Annotated in this window: 24 protein-coding genes; 6 read left to right on the top strand and 18 right to left on the bottom strand. The window is 70.7% G+C overall.

Going from position 1 to position 24,994, the window contains the following annotated elements; translation table 11 throughout:
* Positions 1–160: 160 nt before the first annotated feature.
* The 3 genes from BLU79_RS25450 to BLU79_RS25440 all read left to right on the top strand — a co-directional run bounded on the left by BLU79_RS25450 (position 161) and on the right by BLU79_RS25440 (position 5,149).
* Positions 161–877 carry a FadR/GntR family transcriptional regulator gene (locus BLU79_RS25450; RefSeq protein WP_093908216.1) on the top strand — a complete coding sequence of 239 codons (717 nt, stop codon included), beginning with the start codon at positions 161–163 and terminating at the stop codon, positions 875–877.
* Positions 878–1,199: 322 nt separating this feature from the next.
* On the top strand, positions 1,200–3,215 hold the full coding sequence (locus tag BLU79_RS25445) for a glycosyltransferase family 2 protein (protein WP_093908215.1): 2,016 nt from the start codon (positions 1,200–1,202) through the stop codon (positions 3,213–3,215).
* Positions 3,212–5,149 (top strand): radical copper oxidase GlxA, encoded by a 1,938-nt coding sequence (locus tag BLU79_RS25440; RefSeq protein WP_093908214.1) that lies wholly within the window; start codon positions 3,212–3,214, stop codon positions 5,147–5,149. The genes BLU79_RS25445 and BLU79_RS25440 overlap by 4 nt, the downstream gene beginning before the upstream one ends.
* 72 nt (positions 5,150–5,221) lie before the next feature.
* Here BLU79_RS25440 and BLU79_RS25435 read toward each other — a convergent pair whose 3' ends face one another.
* On the bottom strand, positions 5,222–6,247 hold the full coding sequence (locus tag BLU79_RS25435; RefSeq protein WP_177001171.1) for a glycoside hydrolase family 6 protein: 1,026 nt from the start codon (positions 6,245–6,247) through the stop codon (positions 5,222–5,224).
* Positions 6,248–6,444: 197 nt separating this feature from the next.
* Between BLU79_RS25435 and BLU79_RS25430 the strand changes: the two genes are divergently transcribed.
* Entirely contained in the window at positions 6,445–7,242 is a 798-nt protein-coding gene (locus BLU79_RS25430) for a GAF and ANTAR domain-containing protein (RefSeq protein WP_093908213.1), read from the top strand.
* Between the two features lie 255 nt (positions 7,243–7,497).
* Here the strand turns inward: BLU79_RS25430 and BLU79_RS25425 are convergent, their stop codons facing one another.
* The 13 genes from BLU79_RS25425 to BLU79_RS25365 all read right to left on the bottom strand — a co-directional run bounded on the left by BLU79_RS25425 (position 7,498) and on the right by BLU79_RS25365 (position 20,127).
* Positions 7,498–8,163 (bottom strand): class F sortase, encoded by a 666-nt coding sequence (locus BLU79_RS25425; RefSeq protein ID WP_093908468.1) that lies wholly within the window; start codon positions 8,161–8,163, stop codon positions 7,498–7,500.
* 43 nt (positions 8,164–8,206) lie between these two features.
* Positions 8,207–8,809: a hypothetical protein gene (locus BLU79_RS25420; RefSeq protein ID WP_093908212.1), complete on the bottom strand. Its 603-nt coding sequence runs from the start codon at positions 8,807–8,809 to the stop codon at positions 8,207–8,209.
* A 140-nt stretch (positions 8,810–8,949) separates the two neighbouring features.
* Complete coding sequence (locus BLU79_RS25415) at positions 8,950–9,729, bottom strand: HAD-IIA family hydrolase (protein ID WP_093908211.1); 780 nt, start codon at positions 9,727–9,729, stop codon at positions 8,950–8,952.
* 85 nt (positions 9,730–9,814) lie between these two features.
* Positions 9,815–11,353, bottom strand: a complete 1,539-nt coding sequence (locus BLU79_RS25410; protein ID WP_093908210.1) for an alkaline phosphatase family protein — start codon at positions 11,351–11,353, stop codon at positions 9,815–9,817.
* 125 nt (positions 11,354–11,478) lie between these two features.
* Complete coding sequence (locus BLU79_RS25405) at positions 11,479–12,534, bottom strand: 2-aminoethylphosphonate ABC transporter substrate-binding protein (protein WP_093908209.1); 1,056 nt, start codon at positions 12,532–12,534, stop codon at positions 11,479–11,481.
* 57 nt (positions 12,535–12,591) lie between these two features.
* Complete coding sequence (locus BLU79_RS25400) at positions 12,592–13,389, bottom strand: ABC transporter permease (RefSeq protein ID WP_093908208.1); 798 nt, start codon at positions 13,387–13,389, stop codon at positions 12,592–12,594.
* Positions 13,376–14,158: a 2-aminoethylphosphonate ABC transporter permease subunit gene (locus tag BLU79_RS25395; RefSeq protein WP_093908207.1), complete on the bottom strand. Its 783-nt coding sequence runs from the start codon at positions 14,156–14,158 to the stop codon at positions 13,376–13,378. The genes BLU79_RS25400 and BLU79_RS25395 overlap by 14 nt, the downstream gene beginning before the upstream one ends.
* Positions 14,151–15,218, bottom strand: a complete 1,068-nt coding sequence (locus BLU79_RS25390) for an ABC transporter ATP-binding protein (RefSeq protein WP_093908206.1) — start codon at positions 15,216–15,218, stop codon at positions 14,151–14,153. Before BLU79_RS25390 ends, BLU79_RS25395 begins: the two co-directional genes overlap by 8 nt.
* Positions 15,215–15,913, bottom strand: a complete 699-nt coding sequence (locus BLU79_RS25385; RefSeq protein WP_093908205.1) for a phosphonatase-like hydrolase — start codon at positions 15,911–15,913, stop codon at positions 15,215–15,217. The genes BLU79_RS25390 and BLU79_RS25385 overlap by 4 nt, the downstream gene beginning before the upstream one ends.
* A gap of 5 nt (positions 15,914–15,918) precedes the next feature.
* Positions 15,919–17,043, bottom strand: coding sequence for a TIGR03364 family FAD-dependent oxidoreductase (locus BLU79_RS25380; protein WP_093908467.1), 1,125 nt, complete (start codon positions 17,041–17,043; stop codon positions 15,919–15,921).
* A 141-nt stretch (positions 17,044–17,184) separates the two neighbouring features.
* The gene (locus tag BLU79_RS25375; protein WP_093908204.1) at positions 17,185–17,940 is read right to left on the bottom strand and encodes a GntR family transcriptional regulator; all 756 of its coding nucleotides are present in this window, start codon (positions 17,938–17,940) and stop codon (positions 17,185–17,187) included.
* Positions 17,941–18,002: 62 nt separating this feature from the next.
* Positions 18,003–18,797 carry a hypothetical protein gene (locus tag BLU79_RS25370; protein ID WP_093908203.1) on the bottom strand — a complete coding sequence of 265 codons (795 nt, stop codon included), beginning with the start codon at positions 18,795–18,797 and terminating at the stop codon, positions 18,003–18,005.
* A gap of 67 nt (positions 18,798–18,864) precedes the next feature.
* Entirely contained in the window at positions 18,865–20,127 is a 1,263-nt protein-coding gene (locus tag BLU79_RS25365; protein WP_256333460.1) for an ROK family transcriptional regulator, read from the bottom strand.
* Between the two features lie 48 nt (positions 20,128–20,175).
* Here BLU79_RS25365 and BLU79_RS25360 point away from each other — a divergent pair, with 48 nt between their 5' ends.
* Positions 20,176–21,249 carry a Gfo/Idh/MocA family protein gene (locus BLU79_RS25360; RefSeq protein WP_093908202.1) on the top strand — a complete coding sequence of 358 codons (1,074 nt, stop codon included), beginning with the start codon at positions 20,176–20,178 and terminating at the stop codon, positions 21,247–21,249.
* Positions 21,246–21,767, top strand: coding sequence for a heme-degrading domain-containing protein (locus BLU79_RS25355; RefSeq protein WP_093908201.1), 522 nt, complete (start codon positions 21,246–21,248; stop codon positions 21,765–21,767). The genes BLU79_RS25360 and BLU79_RS25355 overlap by 4 nt, the downstream gene beginning before the upstream one ends.
* A 79-nt stretch (positions 21,768–21,846) precedes the next feature.
* Here BLU79_RS25355 and BLU79_RS25350 read toward each other — a convergent pair whose 3' ends face one another.
* From BLU79_RS25350 to BLU79_RS25335, 4 genes are all read right to left on the bottom strand, one after another.
* The gene (locus tag BLU79_RS25350; protein ID WP_093908465.1) at positions 21,847–22,704 is read right to left on the bottom strand and encodes a fumarylacetoacetate hydrolase family protein; all 858 of its coding nucleotides are present in this window, start codon (positions 22,702–22,704) and stop codon (positions 21,847–21,849) included.
* A gap of 149 nt (positions 22,705–22,853) precedes the next feature.
* Entirely contained in the window at positions 22,854–23,588 is a 735-nt protein-coding gene (locus BLU79_RS25345; protein WP_093908200.1) for a YidC/Oxa1 family membrane protein insertase, read from the bottom strand.
* 124 nt (positions 23,589–23,712) lie between these two features.
* Positions 23,713–24,024 (bottom strand): DUF6412 domain-containing protein, encoded by a 312-nt coding sequence (locus BLU79_RS25340; protein WP_093908199.1) that lies wholly within the window; start codon positions 24,022–24,024, stop codon positions 23,713–23,715.
* Positions 24,025–24,082: 58 nt separating this feature from the next.
* Complete coding sequence (locus BLU79_RS25335; protein ID WP_093908198.1) at positions 24,083–24,883, bottom strand: class E sortase; 801 nt, start codon at positions 24,881–24,883, stop codon at positions 24,083–24,085.
* Positions 24,884–24,994 lie beyond the last annotated feature (111 nt).

Genomic DNA, 24,994 nt, shown 5'->3' with positions numbered 1-24,994 from the left:
TCCACGATGCCGCAGCGGCGGCTGGGGGTCCGGGGGTTATCCCCCGGGGAACACAGCATCAGCGGGTCCGGGGTTCGAGTCCCTGGCGGCGCACACAGTCCGGAAGCCCCTCGTGCAAGCGAGGGGCTTCCGGCGTGTTTGGCCGGATACTCTCTGGCCCATGGCAGCGCGTGACCTTCAGGAGCGGATCAAGAAGCTCATCATCGACCGGCGGCTGGCCTCCGGGGCCCCGCTGCCGACCGAGCCCGAGCTGATGGAGCATCTGGGGGCCAGCCGGAACTCCGTGCGCGAGGCGCTCAAGGGGCTCCAGGCGATGGGCATCGTGGAGATCCGGCACGGGTTCGGGACCTACGTCGGCACGATGTCGCTGGCTCCGATGATCGAGGGCCTCACCTTCCGCACGGTCGCCGGGCACTACCGCGGCGAGGACACCCTGCTCCAGCTGCTGCAGCTGCGTGAGGCGATCGAGACGGGGCTGGTGTCGCGGCTCGCGGGGCGGATTCCGGAGGCGGACCTCGTTGAACTGGACGCGCTCGTCGACCGTATGGAAGGGCAGGCGGCGCGCGGCGGCGACGGCATCGCCGAGACCGACCGGGCGTTTCACGCCACTCTCTACCGAGGGCTGGACAACGCGCTGCTGGGCGAGGTGATGGAGGCGTTCTGGGACGCCTTCCACCGCGTCCACATCGATCTCGGCGGCGCGCCGCAGGATCCCCTGGTCACCTGCCGACAGCACCGGGAGATCGTGGACGCGGTGCGGTCGGGCGATGCGATACGGGCGGAGGGGGCGATAAGCGAGCACTTCGGCAACATCCGCGCCCGCGTGTCCACAACGGGTACACAAGACCCCCACAGGTGCCACAATGAGCGCGTATGACCGGTAAACACCTCGTTTCGCATCTTGCGATCATGTGGAACGGCGTGGAGCCTGGTGATTGGTTTTTCAAGATGCTGCGGATTCGCGGCAGTTGGGGGGCAAGGAGCCGGTTGCCGGTTTTTGCGGGGAGTAGGGGGCCCCGTTCATGACCGCATGCCGAGGGGGGCATGATGCAACCGGAAGGTCGCGTTTCCATGTCTAAGGTGTGGAAGATGTGGTGACTGCGGCCCACCACTGATACGCCTGTGAAGGTCGAGGGGGATCGACACAGTCGTAAGGAACCGACAGACACGCGGTTGACCTGCGTGTGGGGGGATGACTCATGACGTCGACGCCGACGGGCGCCCGGCAGAACTTCGACCCGTCTCAGACAACCCAGCTCAGGGTGCCATCGCAAACCCGGACCGGGGCCTTCCGCCGGATCAAGAAGACGCTGCCGAAGTACGACTACGAGCACTACAGCCGGCTGGCCGGTCCCCTCACCCAGCCCGACCCGAACAAGCCGTACCGGGTCGAGTACCGCTCTCTGATCTCGCAGGAGCCGCACCGGATCCGCGTCGCGCTGATGCTCGCCGCCGCCCCGGTGCTCTCGCTCGTCCTGCTGTTCTGGCTGCTCCAGCCCGAGCACTGGACCGAACGGGACTATCCCGCCTTCGACTTCCTGCCGGCCCTCGACATAGTCATGCTGGTCTCGATCGGTCTGATCGAGTTCTTCCGCTGCATGAACGTGCTGTCCAACGCGCACGCCACGCTGGTCGCCCGCGACCCGATCCCGGTGGTGCCGGAGACCGGCACAAGAGTGGCCTTCCTCACCTCCTTCGTGCCCGGCAAGGAGCCGCTGGAGATGGTGACCAAGACCCTGGAGGCGGCCGTCAAGCTGCGCCACCGGGGCCTGCTGCACGTCTGGCTGCTCGACGAGGGCGACGACCCGGAGGTCAAGGAGGTGTGCGCCCGGCTCGGCGTGCACCACTTCTCCCGCAAGGGCGTCGCCAAGTGGAACCAGGCCAAGGGCCCGCACCGCGCCAAGACCAAGCACGGCAACTACAACGCCTGGCTCGACGCGCACGGCGACGACTACGACTTCTTCGCCTCGGTCGACACCGACCATGTACCGCTGCCGAACTACCTGGAGCGGATGCTCGGCTTCTTCCGCGACCCGAACATCGGCTTCGTCATCGGCCCGCAGGTCTACGGCAACTACGACAACTTCGTCACCAAGGCCGCCGAGTCGCAGCAGTTCCTCTTCCACGCCCTGATCCAGCGGGCGGGCAACAAGTACGGCTCCCCGATGTTCGTGGGTACGTCGAACGCCGTACGCATCAAGGCGCTCAAGCAGATCGGCGGTCTGTACGACTCGATCACCGAGGACATGGCGACCGGCTTCGAGATCCACCGCCACAAGAACCCGGCTACGGGGAAGAAGTGGCGCTCCGTGTACACGCCGGACGTGCTCGCGGTGGGTGAGGGGCCGAGCGCCTGGACCGACTTCTTCACCCAGCAGATGCGCTGGTCGCGAGGGACGTACGAGACGATCCTCAAGCAGTACTGGAAGGGCTGGTACTCGCTTCCGCCGAGCAAGCTCTTCAACTACACGATGATGATCATCTTCTACCCGATGTCCGCCCTCAACTGGATCCTGGCCGCGCTGAGCTGTGCGCTGTTCCTGGGCCTGGGCGCCTCGGGTGTGAACATCGACCCGACGATCTGGCTGATGCTCTACGGCAACGCCTCCGCGCTCCAGATCGGCCTCTACGTCTGGAACCGCCGCCACAACGTCTCGCCGCATGAGCCGGAGGGCTCCGGCGGTGTGGCCGGCATGGTGATGTCCGCGCTGTCGGCGCCGCTCTACGCGAAGGCGCTGTTCGACTCCATGCTGCGGCGCAAGAGCAAGTTCGTGGTGACGCCCAAGGGTGACTCGGCCAGCCCCGACCGGTGGTTCGGGACCTTCCGGTACCACTGGTACTTCATCGCGATCTTCGGTGCGTCGATCGCCGCCGGCTTCGTGTACGGGCACGCGCACCCCGCGATGATCATCTGGGCGACCTTCGCCATGCTGATCACGGCGACGCCGATCTTCGCCTGGCGCTACATGCTGCGGCAGGACAAGAAGCGGCCGTCCGCTACGGTGCCTGCGCAGACCGGGCCGCAGGAGGCAGCGGTGACGACGGGCCCGACCTCGGTCCCGTACCAGCCGCAGCCGCTGCCCACGCACGCCGCACAGCACGCGCCCCACGGCCAGCACAAGCCGAGTTGGGCCGCGTCGAACAGCGGCGGCACCGGAGGCAACGACCAGACCATGCAGATCGCCCTTGGTGGACTTGGGGGACGTAAGGAATGAACGACCGTGCAGGCCGCCGCCGCGCCCGTCGACTCGCGATAGGTACGGCGGTGGTACTCGCGCTGGCCGGAATGAACGGGCCGTGGCTGTACCGCGTCGGCACCGAGAAATACCACCAGTACCAAATCAACAGACCCGAGTACAAAGCCGAGAACGGCAAGTGGGAGGTCGTCGACTTCCCCGAGGAGTACCGCCAGAACACCATCCACGCGGCGCTCCTGCACACCGGCAAGGTGCTGCTGATCGCGGGCTCGGGCAACAATCAGGACAACTTCGACGCGAAGAAGTACGACACCCGGATCTGGGACCCGGTCAAGGGCACGATCAAGAAGGTGCCGACGCCGAACGACCTGTTCTGCACCGGCCACACCCAGCTGGCCAGCGGCAATCTGCTGATCGCGGGCGGTACGAAGCGCTACGAGAAGCTGAAGGGTGACGTCACCAAGGCCGGCGGCCTGATGATCGTCCACAACGAGAACCCGGACGAGCCGATCACGCTGCCCGCGGGCACCAAGTTCACCGGCAAGGAGAACGGCAAGACGTTCGTCTCCAAGGACCCGGTGCTGGTTCCGCGCGCGAAGAAGGTCTTCGACAAGGCGACGGGCAAGTTCCTGCGCAACGACCCCGGCCTCGGCCGGATCTATGTCGAGGCACAGAAGAAGGGCGAAGCGTACGAGACCGGCACCCAGGACAACTACCGCATCCAGGGACTGACCGGCGCCGACGCGCGCAACACGTACGGCATCGCGCAGAAGCTCGCGCTCGACAAGAAGGACTTCCAGGGCATCCGGGATGCCTACGAGTTCGACCCGGTCGCCGAGAAGTACATCAAGGTCGACCCGATGAAGGAGGCTCGCTGGTACCCGACGCTCACCACTCTGGGCAACGGAAAGATCCTCAGCGTCTCCGGCCTCGACGACATCGGCCAGTTGGTGCCGGGCAAGAACGAGCTGTACGACCCGAAGACCAAGAAGTGGACGTACACGGCGAAGGAGCGGCAGTTCCCGACGTACCCGGCGCTGTTCCCGCTGGAGAACGGCAAGGTCTTCTACTCGGGTGCGAACGCGGGCTACGGCCCCGACAACGTGGGCCGCGACCCGGGCATCTGGGACGTCGCCACCAACAAGTTCACCAAGCTGCCCGGGCTGAGCGATCCCAAGCTGATGGAGACCGCGGGCACCGTGCTGCTGCCGCCGGCGCAGAACGAGAAGTACATGGTGATCGGCGGCGGCGGCGTCGGTGAGTCCAAGGAGTCCAGCGAGAAGACGCGGCTCATCGATCTGAAGGACGACGACCCGAAGTTCGTGGACGGGCCGTCGCTGGAGAAGGGCACGCGCTATCCGCAGGCGTCGGTGCTGCCGGACGACACCGTGCTGGTGTCGGGCGGTTCCGAGGACTACCGGGGCCGCGGCGACTCCAACATCCTCCAGGCGCACCTCTACAACGCGGTCACGGGCTCCCTCGACCGGGTCGCCGACCCGCTGGTGGGCCGCAACTACCACTCGGGGTCGATCCTGCTGCCCGACGGCCGCGTGATGTTCTTCGGCTCGGACTCGCTCTACGCCGACAAGGCCAACACCAAGCCGGGCAAGTTCGAGCAGCGGATCGAGATCTACACGCCGCCGTATCTCTACCGGGACGCGCAGCCGTCGCTGTCGGGCGGGCCGCAGACCATCAAGCGGGGCGGGACGGGCACGTTCAGCTCGCAGCACGCGTCGTCCATCGAGAACGTGCGGCTGATCCGGCCGAGCGCGTCGACCCATGTCACGGACGTGGATCAGCGGTCGGTGAAACTGGACTTCAAGAAGGCCGGTGACAAGATCACGGTGAGTGTGCCGGCCAATCGGAATCTGGTGCCGTCGGGGTGGTACATGCTGTTCGTGACGGATGATCAGGGGACGCCGAGCAAGGCGCAGTGGGTCAGGGTTCCTTAGCGAGCGGGCACAGCAGCACATGCCTTGGGGGCGTCCTCCGTACCGGAGGACGCCCCCAAGGTGTTGTACGGCCTACTTGCTGGCCTTCGCCAAGTTCAGGGCGTAGTCCGCCCACCACTCCCCCGCCTTGGGCCCGCCCTTGCACTCGCCGTCCGACTCGCCCGGGCGCTTGACCCACACATACGCCTCGACCAGCGGGTCCGTCGTCTTCGTCGTCGGGGTCTCGCCCAGCGCGCGGCCCGGCGGGTTGCACCAGCGCTCGTCCGGGTTCCCCCCGGTGTAGGGGCCGTTGCCGTTGCGGCTGGTGTCGATCACGAAGGGCTTGTCGCCCACCTTGGCGGAGAGCTCCTTGCCGTACGTGATCGAGTCCTCGGTGGTGTAGAAGTTGGAGACATTGACCGAGAACCCGTCGGCCTGGTCGATGCCCGCCCGCTTCAGCGGGTCGAAGATCTGGTCCGGGTGGCCCCAGCCGGCGTTGCCCGCATCCAGGTACACCTTGGTGTTCTTCAGGGACTTGAGCTTGGCGACGGCGCCGCTCAGGAGGTCGTAGCGCTCCTCGTGGTACTCCGGGGCCGTGCAGTTGTCGACCATGTGCAGCACCGCGTCCGGCTCCAGGATCACCGTCGCCTCACGGTCGCCGATGCCCTTGGCGACGCTGTCGACGAACGCCCGGTAGGCGTTGCCGTCCGCGGCGCCGCCCTCCGAGAACTGGCCGCAGTCGCGGTGCGGGATGTTGTAGAGGACGAGCAGCGCCGTGCGGCCCGCCTTGTCGGCGGCCTCGGTGAAGCCGCGTGCCTGGTCCTCCGGACTCTCCGGGCTGATCCACTCGCCCGTCGGCTGCTCGGCTATCTTGCGGATCTGCTCGGCGTCCTCCTTCTTGCCTGCCTTCTGGTAGGTCACGACCTGCTGCGCCGCGTTCCCGTCCGGGTTCACCCAGAACGGGTCGGTGCCCTTGGGCTGCTGACTGATCCCGGCGCCGTTCTCCGGCTCCTCGCCGTCCCCCGAGGACGTACAGCCCGCGACCAGCAGTGCCGCCCCCAGCACCACCGCAAAGGTCCGTGTACGAGCGCCCCTCGAGGCCCCCCTCATCAGGTACATCCAACTCCCCTTTGGGTGCACTGTTCCAAGGCTCAATCCTGACATACCCGCCGTGAGACGAACGAGGTCGCCGATCCTTGTCGGAGAGCTGTTACAGCCGGCGGTACGGCTCCCCGGCACTGCTCGGACGAGCGGAGTAGGTTGCGCGTCCATAAGGCGCGGTCCACAGGGGAGACAGGGGAAGGGGAGGGTGTGTCATGCACCGGTCCACCCGGGAGATACGGCTGGCGGAGGCGTTGGTGGAGTCGGCGGACACCCTCGTCGACGACTTCGAGGCCGCGCACTACTTACCTCGCGTCGCCGACCACTGTGTGCGGTTACTGGCCGCGCGGGCCGCCGGATTCATGCTGATCGACGAGGACGGGACGCATTCGCTGGCGGCGAGCGGCGCACACCGGGAGGTCGCGCTCGATCTGCTGCAGGCCCAGCGGAGCGGCGGGCCCTGCCTGGACAGCTACGGCACCGGCCGTCCGGTGCCGCCGGTCCCGATCGGGACGGCCCGGGCTGCCGCCCGCTGGCCGGAGTTCACGGAGCGGGCGCTGGCCCACGGCATCGTCGGCACCTTCGCGGTGCCGGTGCGCCGTCACGAGCGGCTGCTGGGGACGCTCAACGTCTTCCTGGCCACGCTTCCGGACGAGGCCGCCTCGTCCGGCGAGGCTGCTTCCGACGACGGGGCAGAGCTGCGGCTGGCCCAGCTCATCGCCGACTGCACGGCTCTCGGGCTGCGGAACCGTGACACGTACGTCCAATGCCGCACCCTCGCCGGTCAGTTGCAGCAGGCGCTGTCCAGCCGGGTGCGCATCGAGCAGGCCAAGGGCATGCTCGCCGAGCGCTGGAACACCCCGGCCGACCACGCCTTCGTGGCGCTGCGCCAGTACGCGCGCCGCCGTCAGCTGCCGCTGGACCTGGTCGCGCAGGCGGTCATCGACCGGGTCGCGGACGACGCCGAGCTGCGCCGGGAGGCGGGACGCGGGGAAGACGAGGGACGTTCCTAGCCGACCCGTTCTCCGGGCCGAGCGGCCCTCGCCATCTGAACCTCTAGGCCGGGGCGGCCATCCGTTCTAGAGTCTTCAACGGACGGCCCCAGCCCTCGGTCGGACAATCCCCACTGGTCACACCAGACCTCCCGCGCCGGTCGCCGGGTTACTCCCGCAACCCGTGCGCGCGCGGTGGAGGACCAGCCCGGTCGGCGGCTTCGGGGGAGCGGTCGTCGGCCGGGCCAGGTGAGGCGGCATGGCAGCGCTGCGACGTCACCACCCCGTGCCCGTGAGGTACGCCGACACGATCACGTTGGCCGTGTAGCTGCGGGTCGTGCGGTCGAAGGTGCCGCCGCAGGTGATCAGGCGGAGTTCGGCGCGGCCGGTGTGGCGGGCTCCGTAGGCCTGGTGGGCGTCGAAGCGGTCGCGGGTCACGAGGCGCACATCGTCCACGGTGAACTCGGCGACCCTGCCGTCGTCGCGGAGCACCCGCACCGTCGCGCCCGGCTTCAGCGCGCTGATCCGGTGGAAGACGGCGGGCCGGGTGTCGGTGTCGACGTGCCCCACGATCAGCGCGGCCCCAACGGCACCCGGCTTCACCCCGGCCGCGTACCAGCCGACGACGCCGGCCCGGTCGTAGGGCGGCGGATCGATGGCACCGCGCGGATCGAGCCCCCGGGCGATGACCGGTGCCTGCACGTCGAGCGCGGGGATGTCGAGGCGCTGCGGCAACGCGTCCCCCATCGGCAGGGCGGCGGCCGGCAGCCGCACCTGCTGGGGCCGTCCGACCGCGGCGACATCGCCCGAGACCGGCGCGGACACGGTCTCCCTCACCTCGGTGACCTCCCGCCCCCACAGCCACAGTCCGAGCAGCAGCACGGCCCAGGCCACGCCCATCAGGAGGCGGCCGCCGTGGGAGGAACGTTCGTCGTCCGGCATGGTCAGCACGGCCCGCCTCGCGGCCGAGGGCGCCGGGGGCCGGTCACCGCGGCCCACCCGCCTCCCGGGTGAACGCCTCGCGCTGCTGTCGGCTCCGGCGCGCGCTCCTGAGCGCCACGGCCGTGGCGGCGACGCCCGCGAGGATCAGTCCGGTCACCGTGTGCGCCGTGCCGGGGCCGGCCGCGCGGGCGTCCACGACGGCGAGTTGTGCGGTGCCCCCGCCGCCCGCCCGGACCGGGGCCACGGGAGAGGCGGGGGCCGACGGCTCCGCGCCCTGCTGTCCGGACCGGTTCGCCGCCTCCTGCCGTACGACGGTGACGGCGCCCTTGCCCGGCGCGTCCCCGCAGGCGATCTTCACGTCGTACGTCCCCGCCTTCAGCGTGGAGCGGACGCGGCTCTCGCCGACGAGCGTGCCGTCGGCGCCGACCGTGAGACGGGCGTCGGCGACGAACGCCGGGGAAACGGCCGTCGCGGTCTTCTTCGGGCAGCCGCTCACCCGCAGCGCGATGTCGCTGCCGGGGTGCGGGGACGACGGACTGAACGAGACACCCCCGTCCGCCGCTCCGTCCGACGCGTGGGCCGCCGGGAGGACGGCCACCGCACCCAGAGCGGCGATCGCACAGAGAGTGACCCGCAGTGATCCCATCTGAACCTCCAGTTACCTGGAGGCTCCCCCCGGAGTACGGGCCACGCATCCTCAGCGGGGCCCGTACTGCTCCGTACGGGTCGTGTTGCGGCCGTACGGCCACCCGGCGGAGCCGCTGTCGGGCACAGCGGATCGGGGTTTCAGATTCGGTCGACGAGGTCCGCGATGGAGTCCACGACCTTGGACGGCCGGTACGGGAAGTTCTCGATCTGCTCGGGCCGGGTCAGGCCGGTGAGCACCAGGAACGTCTGCATCCCGGCCTCGATGCCGGCCAGCACGTCGGTGTCCATGCGGTCGCCGATCATGGCGCTGCTCTCGGAGTGGGCGCCGATCGCGTTCAGGCCGGTCCGCATCATCAGCGGGTTCGGCTTGCCCGCGAAGTACGGCTGCTTGCCGGTCGCCTTGGTGATCAGCGCGGCGACGGCGCCGGTCGCGGGCAGCGGGCCCTCGGTGGACGGACCCGTCTCGTCGGGGTTGGTGCAGATGAAGCGAGCCCCGGCGTTGATGAGCCGGACCGCCTTGGTCATGGCCTCGAAGGAGTAGGTGCGGGTCTCGCCGAGCACGACGTAGTCCGGGTCGTGGTCGGTGAGGATGTAGCCGATGTCGTGCAGCGCGGTGGTCAGGCCGGCCTCGCCGATGACGTACGCCGAGCCGCTCGGGCGCTGGTCGCCGAGGAACTGGGCGGTGGCCAGCGCCGAGGTCCAGATGTTCTCGATCGGCACTTCCAGGCCCATGCGGTTCAGCCGGGCGTGCAGGTCACGCGGGGTGTAGATCGAGTTGTTGGTGAGGACGAGGAAGGGCTTGCCGGAATCGCGCAGCTTCTTGATGAAGGCGTCGGCTCCGGGAATCGGTACGCCCTCGTGGATGAGCACACCGTCCATGTCGGTGAGCCAGGACTCGATGGGCTTGCGGTCTGCCATGTTGCTGTGACTCTCCTGGCCTGCGTACTGCATACGGGATGAGCGGGGGCGCCGGAACCACGGCGTGCCGACGCCCCCAGCGTAATCAGGACTGGCTGATCCTGACCCCGTCGATCACCCAGTACCAGTTGTTGGACCCGGTGTAGCGGAACCGGAAGCTCACAGTGGAGGCCCCGGAGGGGACGTCGACGGAAACGGACTGCGGCTGCGAGACGACGTCTGAGGTGTAGCTCCTGACGACGGTGGGCGTACCGCCGTTGAAGGACGCAAGGATCTGGGCGCTCTGGGAGCCCTCCTGCCGGTAGAGGGTCGTGAAGTCGAGCCGCACCCTGGTCTTCCCGGTGACGTCGTATGCGGGGCTGACCAGGGTCGAGTCGTACGTGCCGGAGAAGGTCTTGTCCGCCCACTCGTCGGAGTCGGCGACCGCGAAGACGCCGCGCGCGCGGACGTTGAGCTCACGCCACTGGTCTCGTTGGGTGCGGGACCAGAACTCGTCGGTGGCGAAGGCCCAGCCCCGCCACTCGGTCATGCCGCCGGTGCCCATGGCGTTGTTGATCACCGACCAGCCGCTGGGCGGGGTGTGCGTGAAGCCCAGCACGCCCGCCGGGATGCCGGTCTCGTCGACCCGCGCGATCAGGGTGGGCCGTAGGGCGTCGAAGGGGTCGGTGGAGCGCTCCTGGAGGGGCTTGCCGTCCAGGCCCCAGGCGGGGTCGACGGTGATGCCGAGCTGCTGGAAGACGGTCGGTACGACGTCGACGAGGCGGGTGTCGACGGGCCGCGCGCCCGCGGCGATGCCGGGCCCGGTGGCGAGGACGAAGGTGCGCCGCTCCTCGATCGACGAACCCCCGTGGCCGCCCGCGTCCAGGTGGCCGTGGTCGGTGACGACGATGACCGTCCAGCGCTCGGAGGCGTGGTCGGGCCGGGCCTTGATCGCGGCGCGCAGCCGGCCGAGGTAGGCGTCCTGGACGGCGATCTGGTCGAGGTAGGCCTGGCTGCCCGCGCCCTGGTTGTGGCCGACGATGTCGGACTGGCCGAGGTAAACGAACAGGACGTCCGGGTTCTGGTCGCGGATGATCGCCTCGGTCTCGGCGGCGATGGTGGCGTCATGGCCCGTGTATCCGTCTCGGTCGCCGTCCAGGACCAGCTTGGCGTCCGCGCCCGGGGTGACGGTGCCCTGGGTGTCCAGGGGCTTCCAGTCGACGGCCGCGTAGGTGGACAGCGCGGGCCGGATCCGGGCGAGGCGGGCGAGGAGGCCGGGGTACTGGTCGTACTTCTTGCCGGCGAAGGTGTTGTCCTTCACGCCGTGCTTGTCGGGCCAGACGCCGGTGGAGATGGTGGACCAGCCGGGTCCTGACGAAGTGGCGGCCATCGGGCTCGCGTAGAGCAGCGACGTGCCGTACGTGCCCTCGCTCATCATGGCCTTCAGATGCGGGGCGTTGGCCGCGTCGATGCGGTCGTGCCGCAGGCCGTCCATGCCGACGACGAGCACCTTGTCCTTGCTGGTGCCGTTCGGGAGCGTGGGGACGGCGTGGGCCTGGGAGGCGGCGGAGGCGCCGAGTGCCACGGTGGTGGCGGTCGCCGCGGTGGCGGTGAGGACGGTACGTCGGGAGAGCGGTGAACTCACGTGATCCTCCTGAGACAAGTGGGCGCGGGCACGGCAAGCGCCCCCGGTTGTGGTGCCCTGGGGCGTTGCGCGGGGAAGGCGCGCGGGCGTTGCTCGATGGAAGGGTGGGAGAAGGGCGGTCGGCGTCAGCTGCCGGTGGCCGACTTCCAGGCCTCGACGTACGTCGTCAGGTTCTTGTCGATGTCGTCCCAGTCGGGCTCGAAGATCTCGACGCCCTCCATGATCGTCGCGAGGGCGATGGCGTTGGCGTCGGTGGTCTTGACGTCCTGGCGGGCGCTGAAGCCGCCGCCGATCTCGCTGACCTGCAGCTGGGCGGCCCGGCTCAGCATGAAGTCGAGGAGCTTCTTGCCGTTCTCGGTGTGCGGGGCGTCGGTGACGAGCCCGGCGGCGTAGGGGAGGGCGAAGGTGGTGGGATTGCCGCCGTCCCGCGCCGGGAACCAGATGCCGAGGTTCGGCATGGACTTGGACTGGGCGTAGTTCATCTGGACATCGCCGTTGGCGACGAGGAGTTCGCCCTTGTCGACCTTGGGGGCGAGCTTGCCGGTGGAGGCGGACGGGCCGACGTTGTTGGCCTGGAGCCTGCCGAGGTACTCCATGGCGGGCTTCTCGCCGCCGAAGTCGTGCATCGCCTTGATGAGGACGGCGGTTCCGTCGCCGGCTACGCCCGGGGTGGAGTACTGGAGCTTGTTCTTGTACGTCCCGTCCAGCAGGTCCTCCCATGTCGTGGGCGGCTGCTTCAGCTCCTTCTTGTTGTGGATGAACCCGAAGTAGTTGTTGACGACCGAGGTCCAGGTGCCGTCGGCCGCCTTGTCGGCGCCGCTGACCTGGTCGGAGCCCTTCGGGGCGTACTTCTGGAGCAGGCCCTTGCCGTCGGCCTGCTGGATGAAGGGCGGGAGCGTGACGAGTACGTCGGCCTGCGGGTTGGGCTTCTCCCGGGCGGCGCGCTGCACCATCTCGCCGGAGCCGCCCTCGACGTACTCGACCTTGATGCCGGTCTGCTTCTCGAAGTCCTTGAAGACGCGGTCGTACCAGCCGTCGCCCTTCTCCCCCTTGAGGCCGTCCGCGCTGTAGACGGTGACGACCTTCTCGTCGGAGGCGGCGGAGCTGCCGCCGCAGGCGGACAGGAGGGGGGTGGCGAGGAGGGAGAGGGCGACCGCGAGCTTGAGGCTGTTTCTGGGCATGGCGGGGTGAACTCCTTGCGCGTTGAGGGTTTTGCGAGCGGGCTCGGGCTTACGGGATCAGCGGTACGAGGCGCGGGTGCGCACACGCGAGACGGCGAACAGCGCGAGCAGGGTCGCCGCCATCAGGACCACCGCGAGGGCGGAGCCGGTGAAGAGGGAGCCGCGGTCGGTGGCCGCGTAGATCAGGACGGGGAGCGGGGTCCAGTCGGGCGGGTAGAGCATCATCGTGGCGCTCAACTCGCCCATGGACAGGGCGAAGCAGAGGCCGGCGGCGGCGGTGAGCGACGGCAGGAGGAGCGGGAGCCTGACCCGCCACAGGACATACGCGGGCCGGGCGCCGAGGGAGGCCGCGGCCTGTTCGTACGCCGGGTCGAGGCGGGCGAGGGCGGCGGACACGGACTGGTGGGCGAAGGCGGTGACCAGGACGGTGTGGGCGAGGATCACGATCTCGCGGGTGCCGTTGAGCAGGAACGGCGGCTTGGAGAAGGCGACCAGGATCGCGAGGCCGACGACCACGGAGGGCACGGCGACCGGGAGGACGAAGAGCGCGTCCAGCACCCTGCGGTACCGCCGCTTCAGCCCGGCCGCCGCGAGCGCCGCCCACGTCCCGGCGATCAGGGCGAGCAGGCTCGCGGCGGCGGCCGTGAGGAGGCTGGTGGTGAGGGCCTGGAGGGCCTCACCGCGGGTGGCGGCGCTGTAGTGCCCGGTCGTGAAGCCGGACGGCAGCACGCTCGACCAGTTGGTGGCGAAGGAGGCGCCGAGGACGACGAGGAGCGGCAGGGCGAACAGGGGCAGGAAGAGGACGAGGAACAGCAGCCATACGGCCCCCTTGGCCCCGCGGCTATGCACCAGCACGGAGGCTCACCACCCGGTAGAGGCCGTAGAGGCCCACGGAGATCGAGACGTTGACGACGGCGACCACGCAGGCGCCCGGGTAGTCGGACTCCAGGATCGCCTTGCTGTAGACGAGCATCGGCAGGGTCGTGACGCCTTTCGCGCCGGTGAACAGGACGATCCCGAACTCGTTGAGGCACAGCACCAGTACGAGGCTGCCGCCCGCGGCGAGGGCGGGCACCGCCTCGGGGAGGATCACCCGGCGGACGATGCGCAGCGGGCGCGCGCCGAGCGAACCGGCCGCCTCCAGCTGGGCGGTGTCGAGCTGGGCGAAGGCGGCGAGCAGGGGGCGTATGACGAAGGGCGTGAAGTAGGTGATCTCGGCGAGGAGCACGCCCCAGGGGGTGGTGAGGAACTGGAAGGAACCGATGATGCCGGTCGTGCCGTAGATGAACAGCAGGGCGAGGGTGATGAGGAAGGACGGGAAGGAGAGATAGACGTCGATGAACCGGGCGACCGCCTTCGCCCCGGGAAACGGCACGAAGGCGATGACCAGCGAGAGCGCGAACCCGAGAACCAGACAGCCGACGGTGGAGGCGAGCGCCAGCCAGACGGTGGTCCACAGAGCGTGCCGGAAGGCCTCCGAGGCGAAGACGTCGGCGTACGGCTGGAGGGAGGTGCCGCCGGTGTCGGGCTGGACGGACTGCTGGACGACGAGGGCGAGGGGGTAGAGGAAGAGAAGGGTCAGGACGGCGACGGGGGGCACCGTCCACAGCAGCCGCCTATGCATCGGTGACTCCTGCGGGCAGCAGCGTCGCGTCCTCCGGTGCGAAGTGCAGCGTGACGGAATCCCCGTGCGTGGGCGGGTCCTTCAGCTCGCGTACGTCCGCCATGACGCGGTGGCCGCCGTCCACGTCGACGTAGAGCCGATGGGTGGCCCCCCGCCACTGGATCTCGCCCACCCTGCCCGCGAGTCGGTTGGGCCCGTCGCCGAGGCCGACGAGGTGGGGCCGTACGCACAGGGTCGCCTTCGCGCCCGGTGCCGCTCCGGCCGTCTCGACCTTGAGTTCGCCGTCCCCGAAGGCCACCCCGCCCGAACCCACGGTCACCGGCAGCAGGTTGGCGTTCCCGACGAAGGACGCCGTGAACTCGTTCGCCGGCGCCCGGTACAGCTCCCGCGGGGTGCCGCACGCCTGGAGGCGGGCCCTGTCCATCACCGCGATCCGGTCGGCGAGGGTGAGCGCCTCGACCTGGTCGTGGGTGACGTACAGGATCGTCACGTCGGGCAACTCACGGTGCAGACGGGCCAGTTCGGCGAGCATGCCGGAGCGCAGGCGGGCGTCGAGGGCGGAGAGGGGTTCGTCGAGGAGGAGGACGCCGGGGCGGATGGCGAGTGCGCGGGCGATGGCGACGCGCTGCTGCTGGCCACCGGACAGCTCGCGCGGGTGGCGGCGGGCGTAGGCGGCCATGCCGGTCATCTCCAGGGCCTCGGCGACCCGGGTGCGGATCTCGGCCTTGGGGACCTTGGCCCTTCCCCGCTGTGCCTTCAGTCCGAAGGCGACGTTCTCCTCGACCCGCATGTGCGGGAACAGGGCGTACTGCTGGACGACCATCCCGATGCCCCGCCGGTACGGCGGCAGGTCCGTCACGTCCCTGTCGCCGAGGAACACCCGCCCGGAGGCGGGCCGTACGAACCCGGCGACCGCCCGCAGCGCGGTGGTCTTGCCGGAGCCGGACGGCCCGAGCAGCGCCATGACCTCGCCGGGCTCAACGGTGAGGTCGAGGGAGTCGAGGACGACGTTGCCGTCGTAGGCGACGGTGACGGAGTCGAAGCGGATGCCGCCGTTCATGTCAGCACTCCGGGCAACTCCGCGACGGAGCCGAGGACATGGCTCGCCCCGGCCGCCCGCAGCGCGTCCGCGTCGTGCGCGCCGGTCAGGACGCCCGCGACGACGCCCGCGCCCGCGCGGACCCCGCTGAGCATGTCGTACGAGGTGTCGCCGACGACGGCCACCTGGCGGACGGCGTCGACGGCCTTCGTCCGCAGGAACGCGGTGAGGACCATGTCCGGGTACGGCCGCCCCCGGCCCCCGGCGTCGGCGGGGCACAGGGTGAGGGGGACCAGGTCCTGCCAGCCGAGCGCGGCCAGGATGGCGTCCTGGGTGACCCGGGCGAAGCCGGTGGTCAGGACGACGGTGCGACCATCGGCCCGGAGTTCCTCGATGGTCTCGCGAGCGCCGGGGATCGGTGCGACGAGCCCGCCGTCGACGAGTTCGGCGTACGCCTTCTCGAAGGCGCCGTTGGCGCGCTGTGCCCGCTCCTCGTCCCCGAACAGGTGCCGGAAGACGGAGATCTTGGACTCGCCCATGGTGGCGCGTACGTAGGCGAGCTTGTCGTCGTGGTCGGGACTGCCGGGCTCGACACCCAGTTCCGCGGCGGCCGCGGCGAAGGCCCGCTCGACGAGGCCGCCGTCGGCCACGGTCGTGCCGGCCATGTCGAGCACGACCAGCCGTATCTCCTGATGGAGCGGCTGATTGAGCGTCATTTTCCTCACCAACCCAGTTCGTTCGCGGTGGTCTCGGCTATCGCGGGCGAGCAGGTCATGCCGCGCCCGCCGGGCCCGGTGACCAGCCACACCCCGTCGCGCACCTGCTGCCGGTGCACGACCCGCCCCGGGTCGGTGCACTGCGCGTACACCCCCGCCCAGCGGCGCCGGATCTTCGGCAGCGGGCGGCCGAGGAGGGACTCGACGACCTCGGTGAGGTGGTCGTAGGGGTCCTCGACGGTGTCGAAGGCGAAGGGGTGCTCGTACTCGTGGGTGTCGCCGATGGTCAGCCCGCCGTCGGCGCGCTGGACCATGAGCAGCTGCATTCGGTGGGCCGCGGCGGTCTCGGCCTGCGGCTGACCGGCGTTGAGCCGGTCGAGTGCGGCGGAGGCGTACGCCGGGTAGTAGCGGAAGCTGTCCGCGTCGGCGACCGAGGTGGTGAGCGGCTCGCCGAGCGGGTCGGTCTGCATCATCTGGAGGCGGACGCGGCGCACGGGGAGGTCGGGTCCGGCCAGCTCACGGACCAGGCCGCCGAGCGAGGCGCCCGTGCACAGGACGACGACGTCGCCGCTGTGCACGTCCCCGTGGTCGTCGCGGACGGCACCGCGGCCGATGACCTCGCGGACCTCCCGGCCGGGCCGGAAGGTGTAGTTGGGGGACTTCAACAGCTCGGCGCGCAGGGCGAGTTGGGCGGTACGCGGCTCGACGGCCGCGTCGCGCTCGCAGTGCAGGGCCGCGGTGAACTCGCCGCGCAGGGCGGGGTTCAGGGCGCGCGCCTCGTCGGCGGTGAGCAGCTTGTGGCCGCGGGCCGAGGCGTCCGCGCGGGCCACGGCGGCCTCGGCGACGGCGAGTTCGAGGTCGCCGCGGACGGGGGTCAGGGAGCCGTTCGGCCGGAAGCCGAGGCCCGGCACGCGGGCCCCGATCTCCTCCCACAGCTCCCGCGCCCGCAGGGCGGTGTCCAGCTCCTCGCCGCCCGCGCGTCCGCTCACCCAGATCTGGCCGAAGTTGCGCAACGAGGCGCCGCGAGCCTCCGCCTCGCGCTCGATCTGTACGACCTCATGGCCGCGTTCCACTGCTTGCCAGGCGTGCATGGTGCCCACCACGCCGGCTCCGACGACTGTCACTCTCACGACGGCCACGCTCCTCGGGATTGGGGAACCGGAGGGGTCCGGCTCACAACGAGAGCGTGAACTGGCCATCACGTTTGGGCTAGACCCGTTATCTTTTCGTGATAACCGTGACGATGTGAAATAGGTGCATTCGCTGACTTTTCAGCCGCTGAGATGCGTGGTGAAGGAGAACCGGTCGCCGCGGTAGAGGGACCGCACCCGCTCCAGCGGCCGGCCCTCCGAGTCCCTCGACACCCGGTGGATCAGCAGCATCGGAAGGGCGGGCGGAGTGCCGATGAGGAGGGCCTCGCGCGGGGTGGCCAGCACGGTCTCGATGCGCTCGTCCGCGTCGCCGAAGGCGATGCCCTGCCCGTGGAGGAAGGCGTAGAAGGAGGAGTCGGGATCGAAGTCGGCGTCGAGGCGCGGCACTCGGGCCACGGCGACGTAGGTGCTCTCCAGGCCGACCCGCTCGTCGTCGGCGAGCAGGACGCGCTCCAGGTGCCAGACGGGTTCGCCGCGTTCGAGGCCGGTCTCGGCGGCGAGGGCGGCCGGGCAGGGGAAGCGGTCCAGGGTGACGAGGCCACGGCCGGGGGTGCGTCCCTGGCGCCGTACGCCCTCGGTGTAGCTGGCGAGCGAGAGGGGCTGTTCGAGCTTGGGCCCGGCGACGACCGTGCCCCGCCCCTGCCGCCGCAGCTTGCCCTCCAGCACCAGCTCGCGGATCGCCTGCCGGACGGTCTCGCGGGCCACCTCGTACCTCTCGGAGAGGTCGCGTTCGGTGGGCAGCGGGTCGCCCTCCCCCAGCTCGCCGATGAGGCCGTCGAGCCTCGCCTTCACCGCGTAGTACTTCGGGATACGGCCGTGCTCGGGGATGCCGTGGCGCACGGGGGCGCCGGGGGCCTGGTCGTTCGGGTAGTCCACGCAGGGATCGTCGCAGACGGGACGGGGGGCTCGGGCGGCGCCTCCGGGTGACGGACCCGGCCTCAGCGGCGCCGCCGCACGAGGAGGAACCCGGCGCCGATCAGGAGGAGGGAGACGGTGGCGGCGAGGATGGCGCCGGGGCGTGAGGCGAGGCCGGTGCGGGCGAGTTCGTCGGCGAAGGTGAGCTGGTTGCGGGAGCCGTCGATGCCCGGGGCGGCCGAGGCGTCCTGGTCGGTGGGGGCGGTCGTGCCGGACGGGGTCGTCGCCGCGCCGGTCGGGTCCGCTTCGATGGCGAAGCGGTAGTCGTTGGACTGGCCGACCCAGTCGCCGTCGCCCTCGTGGCGCTGGACGACGGCCGCGTTGGCGATGACCTCGTTCGGTACGGCGTCCGAGGTGAGGGCGAGCCGGACCTTCACGGTGACGGTCTTGCGGGGGCCGACGGTGAAGCCGGGGAAGCCGTCGAAGGCGCCGACGAGTTCGTTCTGGTCGGTGGTCTCGAAGCGGACCGGGAGGGGGCGGGCGCCTTGCTGGGTGCCGTCCTGGGTGCCGTAGAACTCCAGGCGGGGCTGGGACGGCTTGAGGGCGTTTTTGCCGTCGACGAGGACGACCACGGGGTGGATGCCGGTGCAGGTCCGTTCGGTCGTGTTGGTGAGGTCCAGGTACCAGGTGCCGAATCCGCCGCCGGCCGTGTAGGAGTCGGGGCCGCCGTGGAGGCGGGTGGCGAGGGGGAAGTCCCGGTCGGGGGTGGCGCAGCTGGGCAGCTCGGCCTGGGGCTCCGCGCGCACCGGGGGCGCCGCGGCGAGCAGGGTGGCTGCTGCGAGGCAGAGGGGGACAGGTGTACGCAGTCGCATAAACACATGACCATGTCGGTCGGATACGGCTTTCGGGCGGTGCCATTCCGAACGGCGGCGCAAGTCCGCTCGATCAGCGGACGCCGGTCAGCCCGAACAGCGGCGCCAGCAGCAGCTGGGCCGCGCCTTCGGCGACCCCGCCCTCCCCGTGCCCCCCGCCGGAGGCGACCCGCACCGGCACCGCTTCCTCGCCCGCGCGCCGGGCGCGTTCGTCGAGCACGGCGGCGACCCCGCGTACGAAGGTGTCCGGCGCGGCGGCGACCGTACGACCGCCCAGCAGGACCAGGTCGACGTCGAGCAGCGCGACCAGGTTGCCGGCCGCGGTGCCGAGCACACGGGCCGCCTCCGCCAGGTCGCCCCGCGCGACGGCGGCCAGGCACAGCGCCTCGGCGCAGCCACGGTTGCCGCACCCGCAGGGCGGGCCGTCGAGCTGGAGGACCTGATGCCCGAACTCCCCCGCGCCCGTACGGGCCCCCCGATGCACCGCTCCCCCGATCACGAGCCCCCCGCCGAGCCCCGCCCCGAAGTGCAGATACGCGAAGGACGCGAGGGCCTTGGTCGTGGCGGACACGGTCATGGCGGACGCCGCCGCTCCCCCGACCGCGAGCCCGAGGGCGGCGGCGTTGGTGTCCTTGTCGACGATGACCGGCAGCGAGAGCCGCCGTACGAGCACGTCCCGCAGCGGGAAGCCGTTCCACTCCGGGAACCCGGTGACCCGGTGCAGCACACCGCGCCGATGATCGAGCGGCCCGGGCAGCGCCACGCCGACGCCGAGGACGGCACGCGGCCGACCGCCCTGACCACCCTGATCGTCCCCGGGCGAAGCCTCCGACCGACCGCCCTGGCCGCCACCGGCCACCAGCTCCCCCACCTCCCCCACGACCCGCTCGACGACCGTCTCCGCACCGGCCCCCAGATCCAGCGGCGTCCTGCGCAGGGCCACCACCGCGCCCGTCAGATCGCAGAGCACGGCCGTCAGCTCGTCCCGGTCCAGATGCACGCCCACCGCATGCCCGGCCTCCGGCACCAGCCGCAGCACCGTACGGGGCTTGCCCCCCGTCGAGGCCCGGTGCCCTGCCTCCGCCGCGAGCCCGTCCTCCCGCAGCCGGGCGGTGATCTTGCTGACCGCCTGCGGGGTCAGGCCGGTGCGCTCGGCGAGTTCGAGCCGGCTGATGCCCTCGGCGCCGGCCGTGCGCAGCAGATCGAGCACGAGCGCGGTGTTGTGACTGCGCAGGGCGCCCAGGTTCACGCCGCCCGCACCACCCACGCCGGCCACACCACGCACACCACCGACCGTGCCGGCGTTGCCGTCCTTCGTCCTGTTCACGCCACCCATTGTCCCCGCCGCTTGCACTTTGGCAACAGCGTTGCGAAAGTGGGAGCCATGAGTGCTACTCCCCTCCGCGTCGGCCTGGTCGGCTACGGCCTCGCAGGCTCCGTCTTCCACGCCCCGCTGATCGCCACGACCGAGGGGCTCACCCTCGACACGGTGGTCACGTCGAACCCCGAGCGGCAGGAGCAGGCCCGCACCGAGCACCTGGAGGTACGCGTCGCCGCCACCTCCGACGAGCTGCTCGACCGCGCCGCCGACCTCGACCTGGTCGTCATCGCCTCCCCCAACAAGACGCACGTCCCGCTCGCGACCGCCGCCCTGAAGGCGGGCCTCCCGGTCGTCGTCGACAAGCCGATCGCCGGCACGGCGGCCGAGGCGCGCGAGCTGGCGGCGCTGGCCGAGGAGCGCGGCCTGCTCCTCTCCGTGTTCCAGAACCGCCGCTGGGACAACGACTTCCTGACCCTCCGCCGGCTCCTGGCCGAGGGCGAGCTGGGCGACGTATGGCGCTTCGAGTCCCGCTTCGAGCGCTGGCGGCCCCAGACCAAGGGCGGTTGGCGGGAGTCCGGCGACCCGGCAGAGATCGGAGGTCTGCTGTACGACCTCGGCAGCCATGTCGTCGACCAGGCGCTGGTCCTCTTCGGCGCCGTCACGCAGGTCTACGCCGAGGCCGACATCCGCCGCCCCGGCGCCGAGACGGACGACGACACCTTCATCGCCCTCACGCACGCGAGCGGCGTCCGCTCCCACCTGTACGCCTCCGCGACGACCGCCCAGCTCGGCCCCCGCTTCCGGGTGCTGGGCTCGAAGGCGGGCTACGTCAAGTACGGCCTGGACCCGCAGGAGGCGGCGCTGCGGGAGGGGCAACGCCCGGACACGACTGCGGACTGGGGCACGGAACCCGAGTCGCTGTGGGGCCGAGTGGGCTCCGGCGAGTCCCCCCTCACGGGCGGCGGCCGCGTCGAACCCACCCTCCCCGGCGACTACCCCGCCTACTATGCGGCCGTGGCAAAGGCCCTGCTGGACGGCGGCCCCAACCCGGTCACGGCCCTGGAGGCGGCAGCCGCCCTGGACGTACTGGAGGCGGCGCGCCGTTCGGCCCGTGACGGAGTGGCGGTGACGCTGTGACTACCCACAAGACGCACAACCCGGAGATCACCCCGAAGTTCCACCCGGAGCTCACCCCGCCCCTGGAGGAACTGGAGGCCCAGGAACGCCGCCTGGTCTTCCGCCAGTTCACCTTCGACGACGCCTGGGCCCTCGGCTCCCTGCTGGTCGACATGGCCCGCGAACGCCAGGCCCCGGTCGCCATCGACATCCACCGGGCCGGCCAGCAGCTCTTCCACGCCGCCCTCCCCGGCTCCACCCCCGACAACGACGCCTGGATCGCGCGCAAGCGCCGGGTGGTGGAGCGCTACGGCGCCGCCTCCTACCTCGTCGGCGCCCGCTGCCGTGCCAAGGGCACGACGTTCGAGGACTCCTCCCGCTTGGACCCCGACACCTACGCGGCACACGGGGGCTCGTTCCCGATCAACGTCGAGGGCGCCGGAGTCATCGGGTCGGTGACGGTGAGCGGGCTGCCGCAGCTGGAGGACCACAGGTTCGTGGTGGAGGCGCTGGAGGAGTTCCTGAGCAAGCAGCGGTAAAGGCTTTTAGGGGCGCGGGGAACTGCGCGAGAAACCACGACGGACCGGCACCCGCCGTTCTACGCGCAGCCCCCACCCCTCAGGCGTCCTTGAATTCCTGCCGCTGCCGACCGAGCCCCTCGATCTCCAGCTCGACAACATCCCCGCCCCGCAGGAACGGCTTCGGCTCGGGCTGCCCGAGGGCGACCCCCGCCGGCGTACCCGTATTGATCACGTCACCGGGATACAGCGTCATGAACTGGCTGACGTACCGCACGACCTCCGCCACCGGAAAGATCTGCTCCGCCGTCGTCCCGTCCTGCTTCAGCTCCCCGTTGACCCACAGCTTCAGGGAGAGGTTCTGCGGGTCCGGCACCTCGTCCGCCGTCACCAGCCAGGGCCCCAGCGGATTGAACGTCTCGCAGTTCTTGCCCTTGTCCCAGGTCCCGCCCCGCTCGATCTGGAACTCCCGCTCGGACACGTCGTGCGCCACCGCGTACCCGGCGACATGCCCGAGCGCCTCCTCGGCCGACTCCACATAGCGGGCCGTACGCCCGATGACGACCGCGAGCTCGACCTCCCAGTCGGTCTTCACCGACCGCCGGGGCACGAGCACCGTGTCGTTCGGGCCGACGACCGTGTCCGCGGCCTTGAAGAAGATGACCGGCTCGGCGGGCGGCTCGGCGCCGGTCTCGCGGGCGTGGTCGTGGTAGTTCAGCCCGATGCACACGATCTTGCCGATCCGCGCGAGGGGCGGCCCGATGCGCAGCCCGTCGGCGTCCAGCTCGGGGAGCTCCCCGGCGTCCGCGGCCGCACGGATCCGCCCCAGCGCCGTATCGTCGGCGAGCAGCGCTCCGTCGATGTCCGGGACGACACCGGAGAGGTCCCGCAGAACCCCCTCGGCGTCGAGCAGCGCGGGCGTCTCCGCTCCCGCCGTACCGACTCGCAGCAGCTTCATGATCACAATCTCCCTCGATCGCGGGGCGCCCACCGACGGGTGCAGCCATCGGAGGACTGGTCGATCCTCCAAGGTCCACGGCCAGTCCGCAATACCCGGTTCACGTACTGGACCGTAGGCCCGGGTGACCCGGGCCCGTCCCGGAGGGGTCAGCGATAGAGCACCGCCCGCTCCACCGCACTCCACGTCGTGCTGGTGACGACGTACAGCGCGGCGGCCAGCGGCACCACGGCCACGGTGAAGAGCGTGAAGAAGGACATGAACGGCATGAACTTGGTCATGGCCCCCATCCCCGGCACCGCCTCCCCGCCGCCGGCCGCCGCCATCGCCGGATTCGCGGCCATCGCGGGATTCGCGGCCATCATCCGCTTGGTACGGCGGTAGTTGAACGCGGCCACGCAGGTGACGACCGCGAACAGCCCGACGTACACGAGCCCCGCGCCCCCGAACGCCCCGCCACCGCCGAGCGCGTCCGCCCAATGGTCGCCCAGGGGCGCGGCGAACAGCTGGTGCGAGAGCAGCTCGTTCGCCTTCCCGCCGATCGTCGTGTTCGAGAACAGGTGGTAGAGGAGGAAGAACGCGGGCAGCTGGAACAGGCTGGGCAGACACCCGGACAGCGGCGACACCTTCTCCTTGGCGTGCAGCTCCATGACGGCCTTCTGGAGCCGCTCGGGGTTCTTCGCGTGCTTCTTGCGCAGCTCGGCGATCTTCGGCTGCAGCTCGGCCCGCGCCTTCTGCCCGCGCGCGGCGGCCCGGGACAGGGGATGCACGAGCAGCCGTACGAGGGCGGTGAACAGGACGATCGCGGCGGCGGCCGCGGAGGCGCCGAACAGGGGGCCGAGCAGATCGGCCAGCCGCTGAACAAGGTCGGCGAAAACAGACATGGGTGAGCCCTCCGAGGGTCTCGTCGTGCCGGGGCGATGACGGAAATGCCGGAAATCGGCATGGCGGCATGACGACCCGCGCGGGGTCACACGGGAGAGCTGTTGGCTGTTTCCTGCGTGTGCCCTACGCGACGGTCGCCGGGAGGGCGTGCCCGGGTGCCCTGGGCCGTGGCCGACCCGAGGCGTCGGGGTCGCGTTGGGGCAGGAAGGCGGTACGGCGGGCCCGGTCGCGGATGGCCGTACGCACCCGGGTGGGCGCCACGGCGGGCGCGGCACGCGAGACGAGCAGGGAGCAGACGGCGAACGCGGAACCGGCGGCCGCGGTCGCGGCGAGCGCGACGGTCGCGGAGAGGCTGCCGGTGTCGAGCAGCACGACTTCCAGGAAGAGCAGCACCATCGCTGCGGCGGGACGCAGACTCGTCCGGCTCCGCACCATCGGCGCCCCTCCCCTCGTACCGCTCGATCGATCCTCACGCACTGCGCTCGCCCTGATGCTACCTGGGCCGCATGGAGACGAGCCTGCCCCACACCACCAGCCGGTACTTCGACGTGTACTCGGGCGTGCAGGTGGTGAGCGTGAGGTAGTAGCCGGGTTCGGTGTAGCCGTGCGCCGGCCTGACCGTGGAGCGCGGGATCGGCCGGAGGACGCTGCCGTCATGGGCGGCGGTCTGCGGCAGGGTCTGGTCGACGGCGTACGTGTACGTCGCGCTCCGCGTCTCGACCCGGACGGTGTCCTCGGGCTTGAGCCGGTTGATGTACCGGAAGGGCTCACCGTGGGTGTTGCGGTGCCCGGCGAGGGCGAAGTTGCCCGCCTGGCCCGGCTGCTGGGTGCCGGGGTAGTGGCCGACGTAGCCCTTGTTGAGAACGCCGCTCCTGCTGACGCCCTCGGCGACGGGGACGCGGAGGTGGAGGCGGGGGATGGTGAGGATGGCGTAGGCCTGGGACCAGTCGGGCGAGGGGGCGGTGGCGGACTGTCGCCGGGAGCCGGAGGACGCGGGCGGGGCATCGGACGCGGAGTCGGACGCCGGGCCGGACGCGGAGTCCGATGCGGCCGTCGTCGCCGGTTCGGCCGTACGGGAATCGCCGCCCGCCCCGTCCCAGGCCCGCTCCAGCGCCCGGACCTCCCGCCCGGCGCCCTCCCTGGCCTCCCGATTCGTCCACCACACCTGATGAACGACGAGCAGCAGAAGCACCAGCCCGACGGTGACGAGCACCTCCCCGCCGCCCCACAGCACCCGCCGCCACAGGGCACGCCGCCGAAGCCCGCTGTGCTGCACGACGCGAACCCGCACCATCCGTGAGCCTCCTCCACCGGGGCCGCCCGCACGATAGGGGCCGGGGCGCGAGGTCTCCAGACCCGTGCGCGCCCGGTCTCGCGTCGGGTCCGACGCCGGGTCCGACGTGCG

Origin of the sequence: Streptomyces sp. cf386 (assembly GCF_900103585.1) — a bacterium.
Lineage (GTDB): Bacteria > Actinomycetota > Actinomycetes > Streptomycetales > Streptomycetaceae > Streptomyces.
Note: the sequence above shows the minus strand (reverse complement) of the source record. Positions and strands in the feature narration are given on the sequence as shown.

Excerpts from the sequence above, each read along its gene's own strand:
- BLU79_RS25450 (WP_093908216.1), top strand. The coding sequence starts at position 161 with ATGGCAGCGCGTGACCTTCAGGAGCGGATCAAGAAGCTCATCATCGAC.
- BLU79_RS25445 (WP_093908215.1), top strand. The coding sequence starts at position 1,200 with ATGACGTCGACGCCGACGGGCGCCCGGCAGAACTTCGACCCGTCTCAG.
- BLU79_RS25440 (WP_093908214.1), top strand. The coding sequence starts at position 3,212 with ATGAACGACCGTGCAGGCCGCCGCCGCGCCCGTCGACTCGCGATAGGT.
- BLU79_RS25435 (WP_177001171.1), bottom strand. The coding sequence starts at position 6,247 with ATGTACCTGATGAGGGGGGCCTCGAGGGGCGCTCGTACACGGACCTTT.
- BLU79_RS25430 (WP_093908213.1), top strand. The coding sequence starts at position 6,445 with ATGCACCGGTCCACCCGGGAGATACGGCTGGCGGAGGCGTTGGTGGAG.
- BLU79_RS25425 (WP_093908468.1), bottom strand. The coding sequence starts at position 8,163 with ATGCCGGACGACGAACGTTCCTCCCACGGCGGCCGCCTCCTGATGGGC.
- BLU79_RS25420 (WP_093908212.1), bottom strand. The coding sequence starts at position 8,809 with ATGGGATCACTGCGGGTCACTCTCTGTGCGATCGCCGCTCTGGGTGCG.
- BLU79_RS25415 (WP_093908211.1), bottom strand. The coding sequence starts at position 9,729 with ATGGCAGACCGCAAGCCCATCGAGTCCTGGCTCACCGACATGGACGGT.
- BLU79_RS25405 (WP_093908209.1), bottom strand. The coding sequence starts at position 12,534 with ATGCCCAGAAACAGCCTCAAGCTCGCGGTCGCCCTCTCCCTCCTCGCC.
- BLU79_RS25395 (WP_093908207.1), bottom strand. The coding sequence starts at position 14,158 with ATGCATAGGCGGCTGCTGTGGACGGTGCCCCCCGTCGCCGTCCTGACC.
- BLU79_RS25390 (WP_093908206.1), bottom strand. The coding sequence starts at position 15,218 with ATGAACGGCGGCATCCGCTTCGACTCCGTCACCGTCGCCTACGACGGC.
- BLU79_RS25385 (WP_093908205.1), bottom strand. The coding sequence starts at position 15,913 with ATGACGCTCAATCAGCCGCTCCATCAGGAGATACGGCTGGTCGTGCTC.
- BLU79_RS25365 (WP_256333460.1), bottom strand. The coding sequence starts at position 20,127 with ATGGGTGGCGTGAACAGGACGAAGGACGGCAACGCCGGCACGGTCGGT.
- BLU79_RS25360 (WP_093908202.1), top strand. The coding sequence starts at position 20,176 with ATGAGTGCTACTCCCCTCCGCGTCGGCCTGGTCGGCTACGGCCTCGCA.
- BLU79_RS25350 (WP_093908465.1), bottom strand. The coding sequence starts at position 22,704 with ATGAAGCTGCTGCGAGTCGGTACGGCGGGAGCGGAGACGCCCGCGCTG.
- BLU79_RS25345 (WP_093908200.1), bottom strand. The coding sequence starts at position 23,588 with ATGTCTGTTTTCGCCGACCTTGTTCAGCGGCTGGCCGATCTGCTCGGC.
- BLU79_RS25340 (WP_093908199.1), bottom strand. The coding sequence starts at position 24,024 with ATGGTGCGGAGCCGGACGAGTCTGCGTCCCGCCGCAGCGATGGTGCTG.
- BLU79_RS25335 (WP_093908198.1), bottom strand. The coding sequence starts at position 24,883 with ATGGTGCGGGTTCGCGTCGTGCAGCACAGCGGGCTTCGGCGGCGTGCC.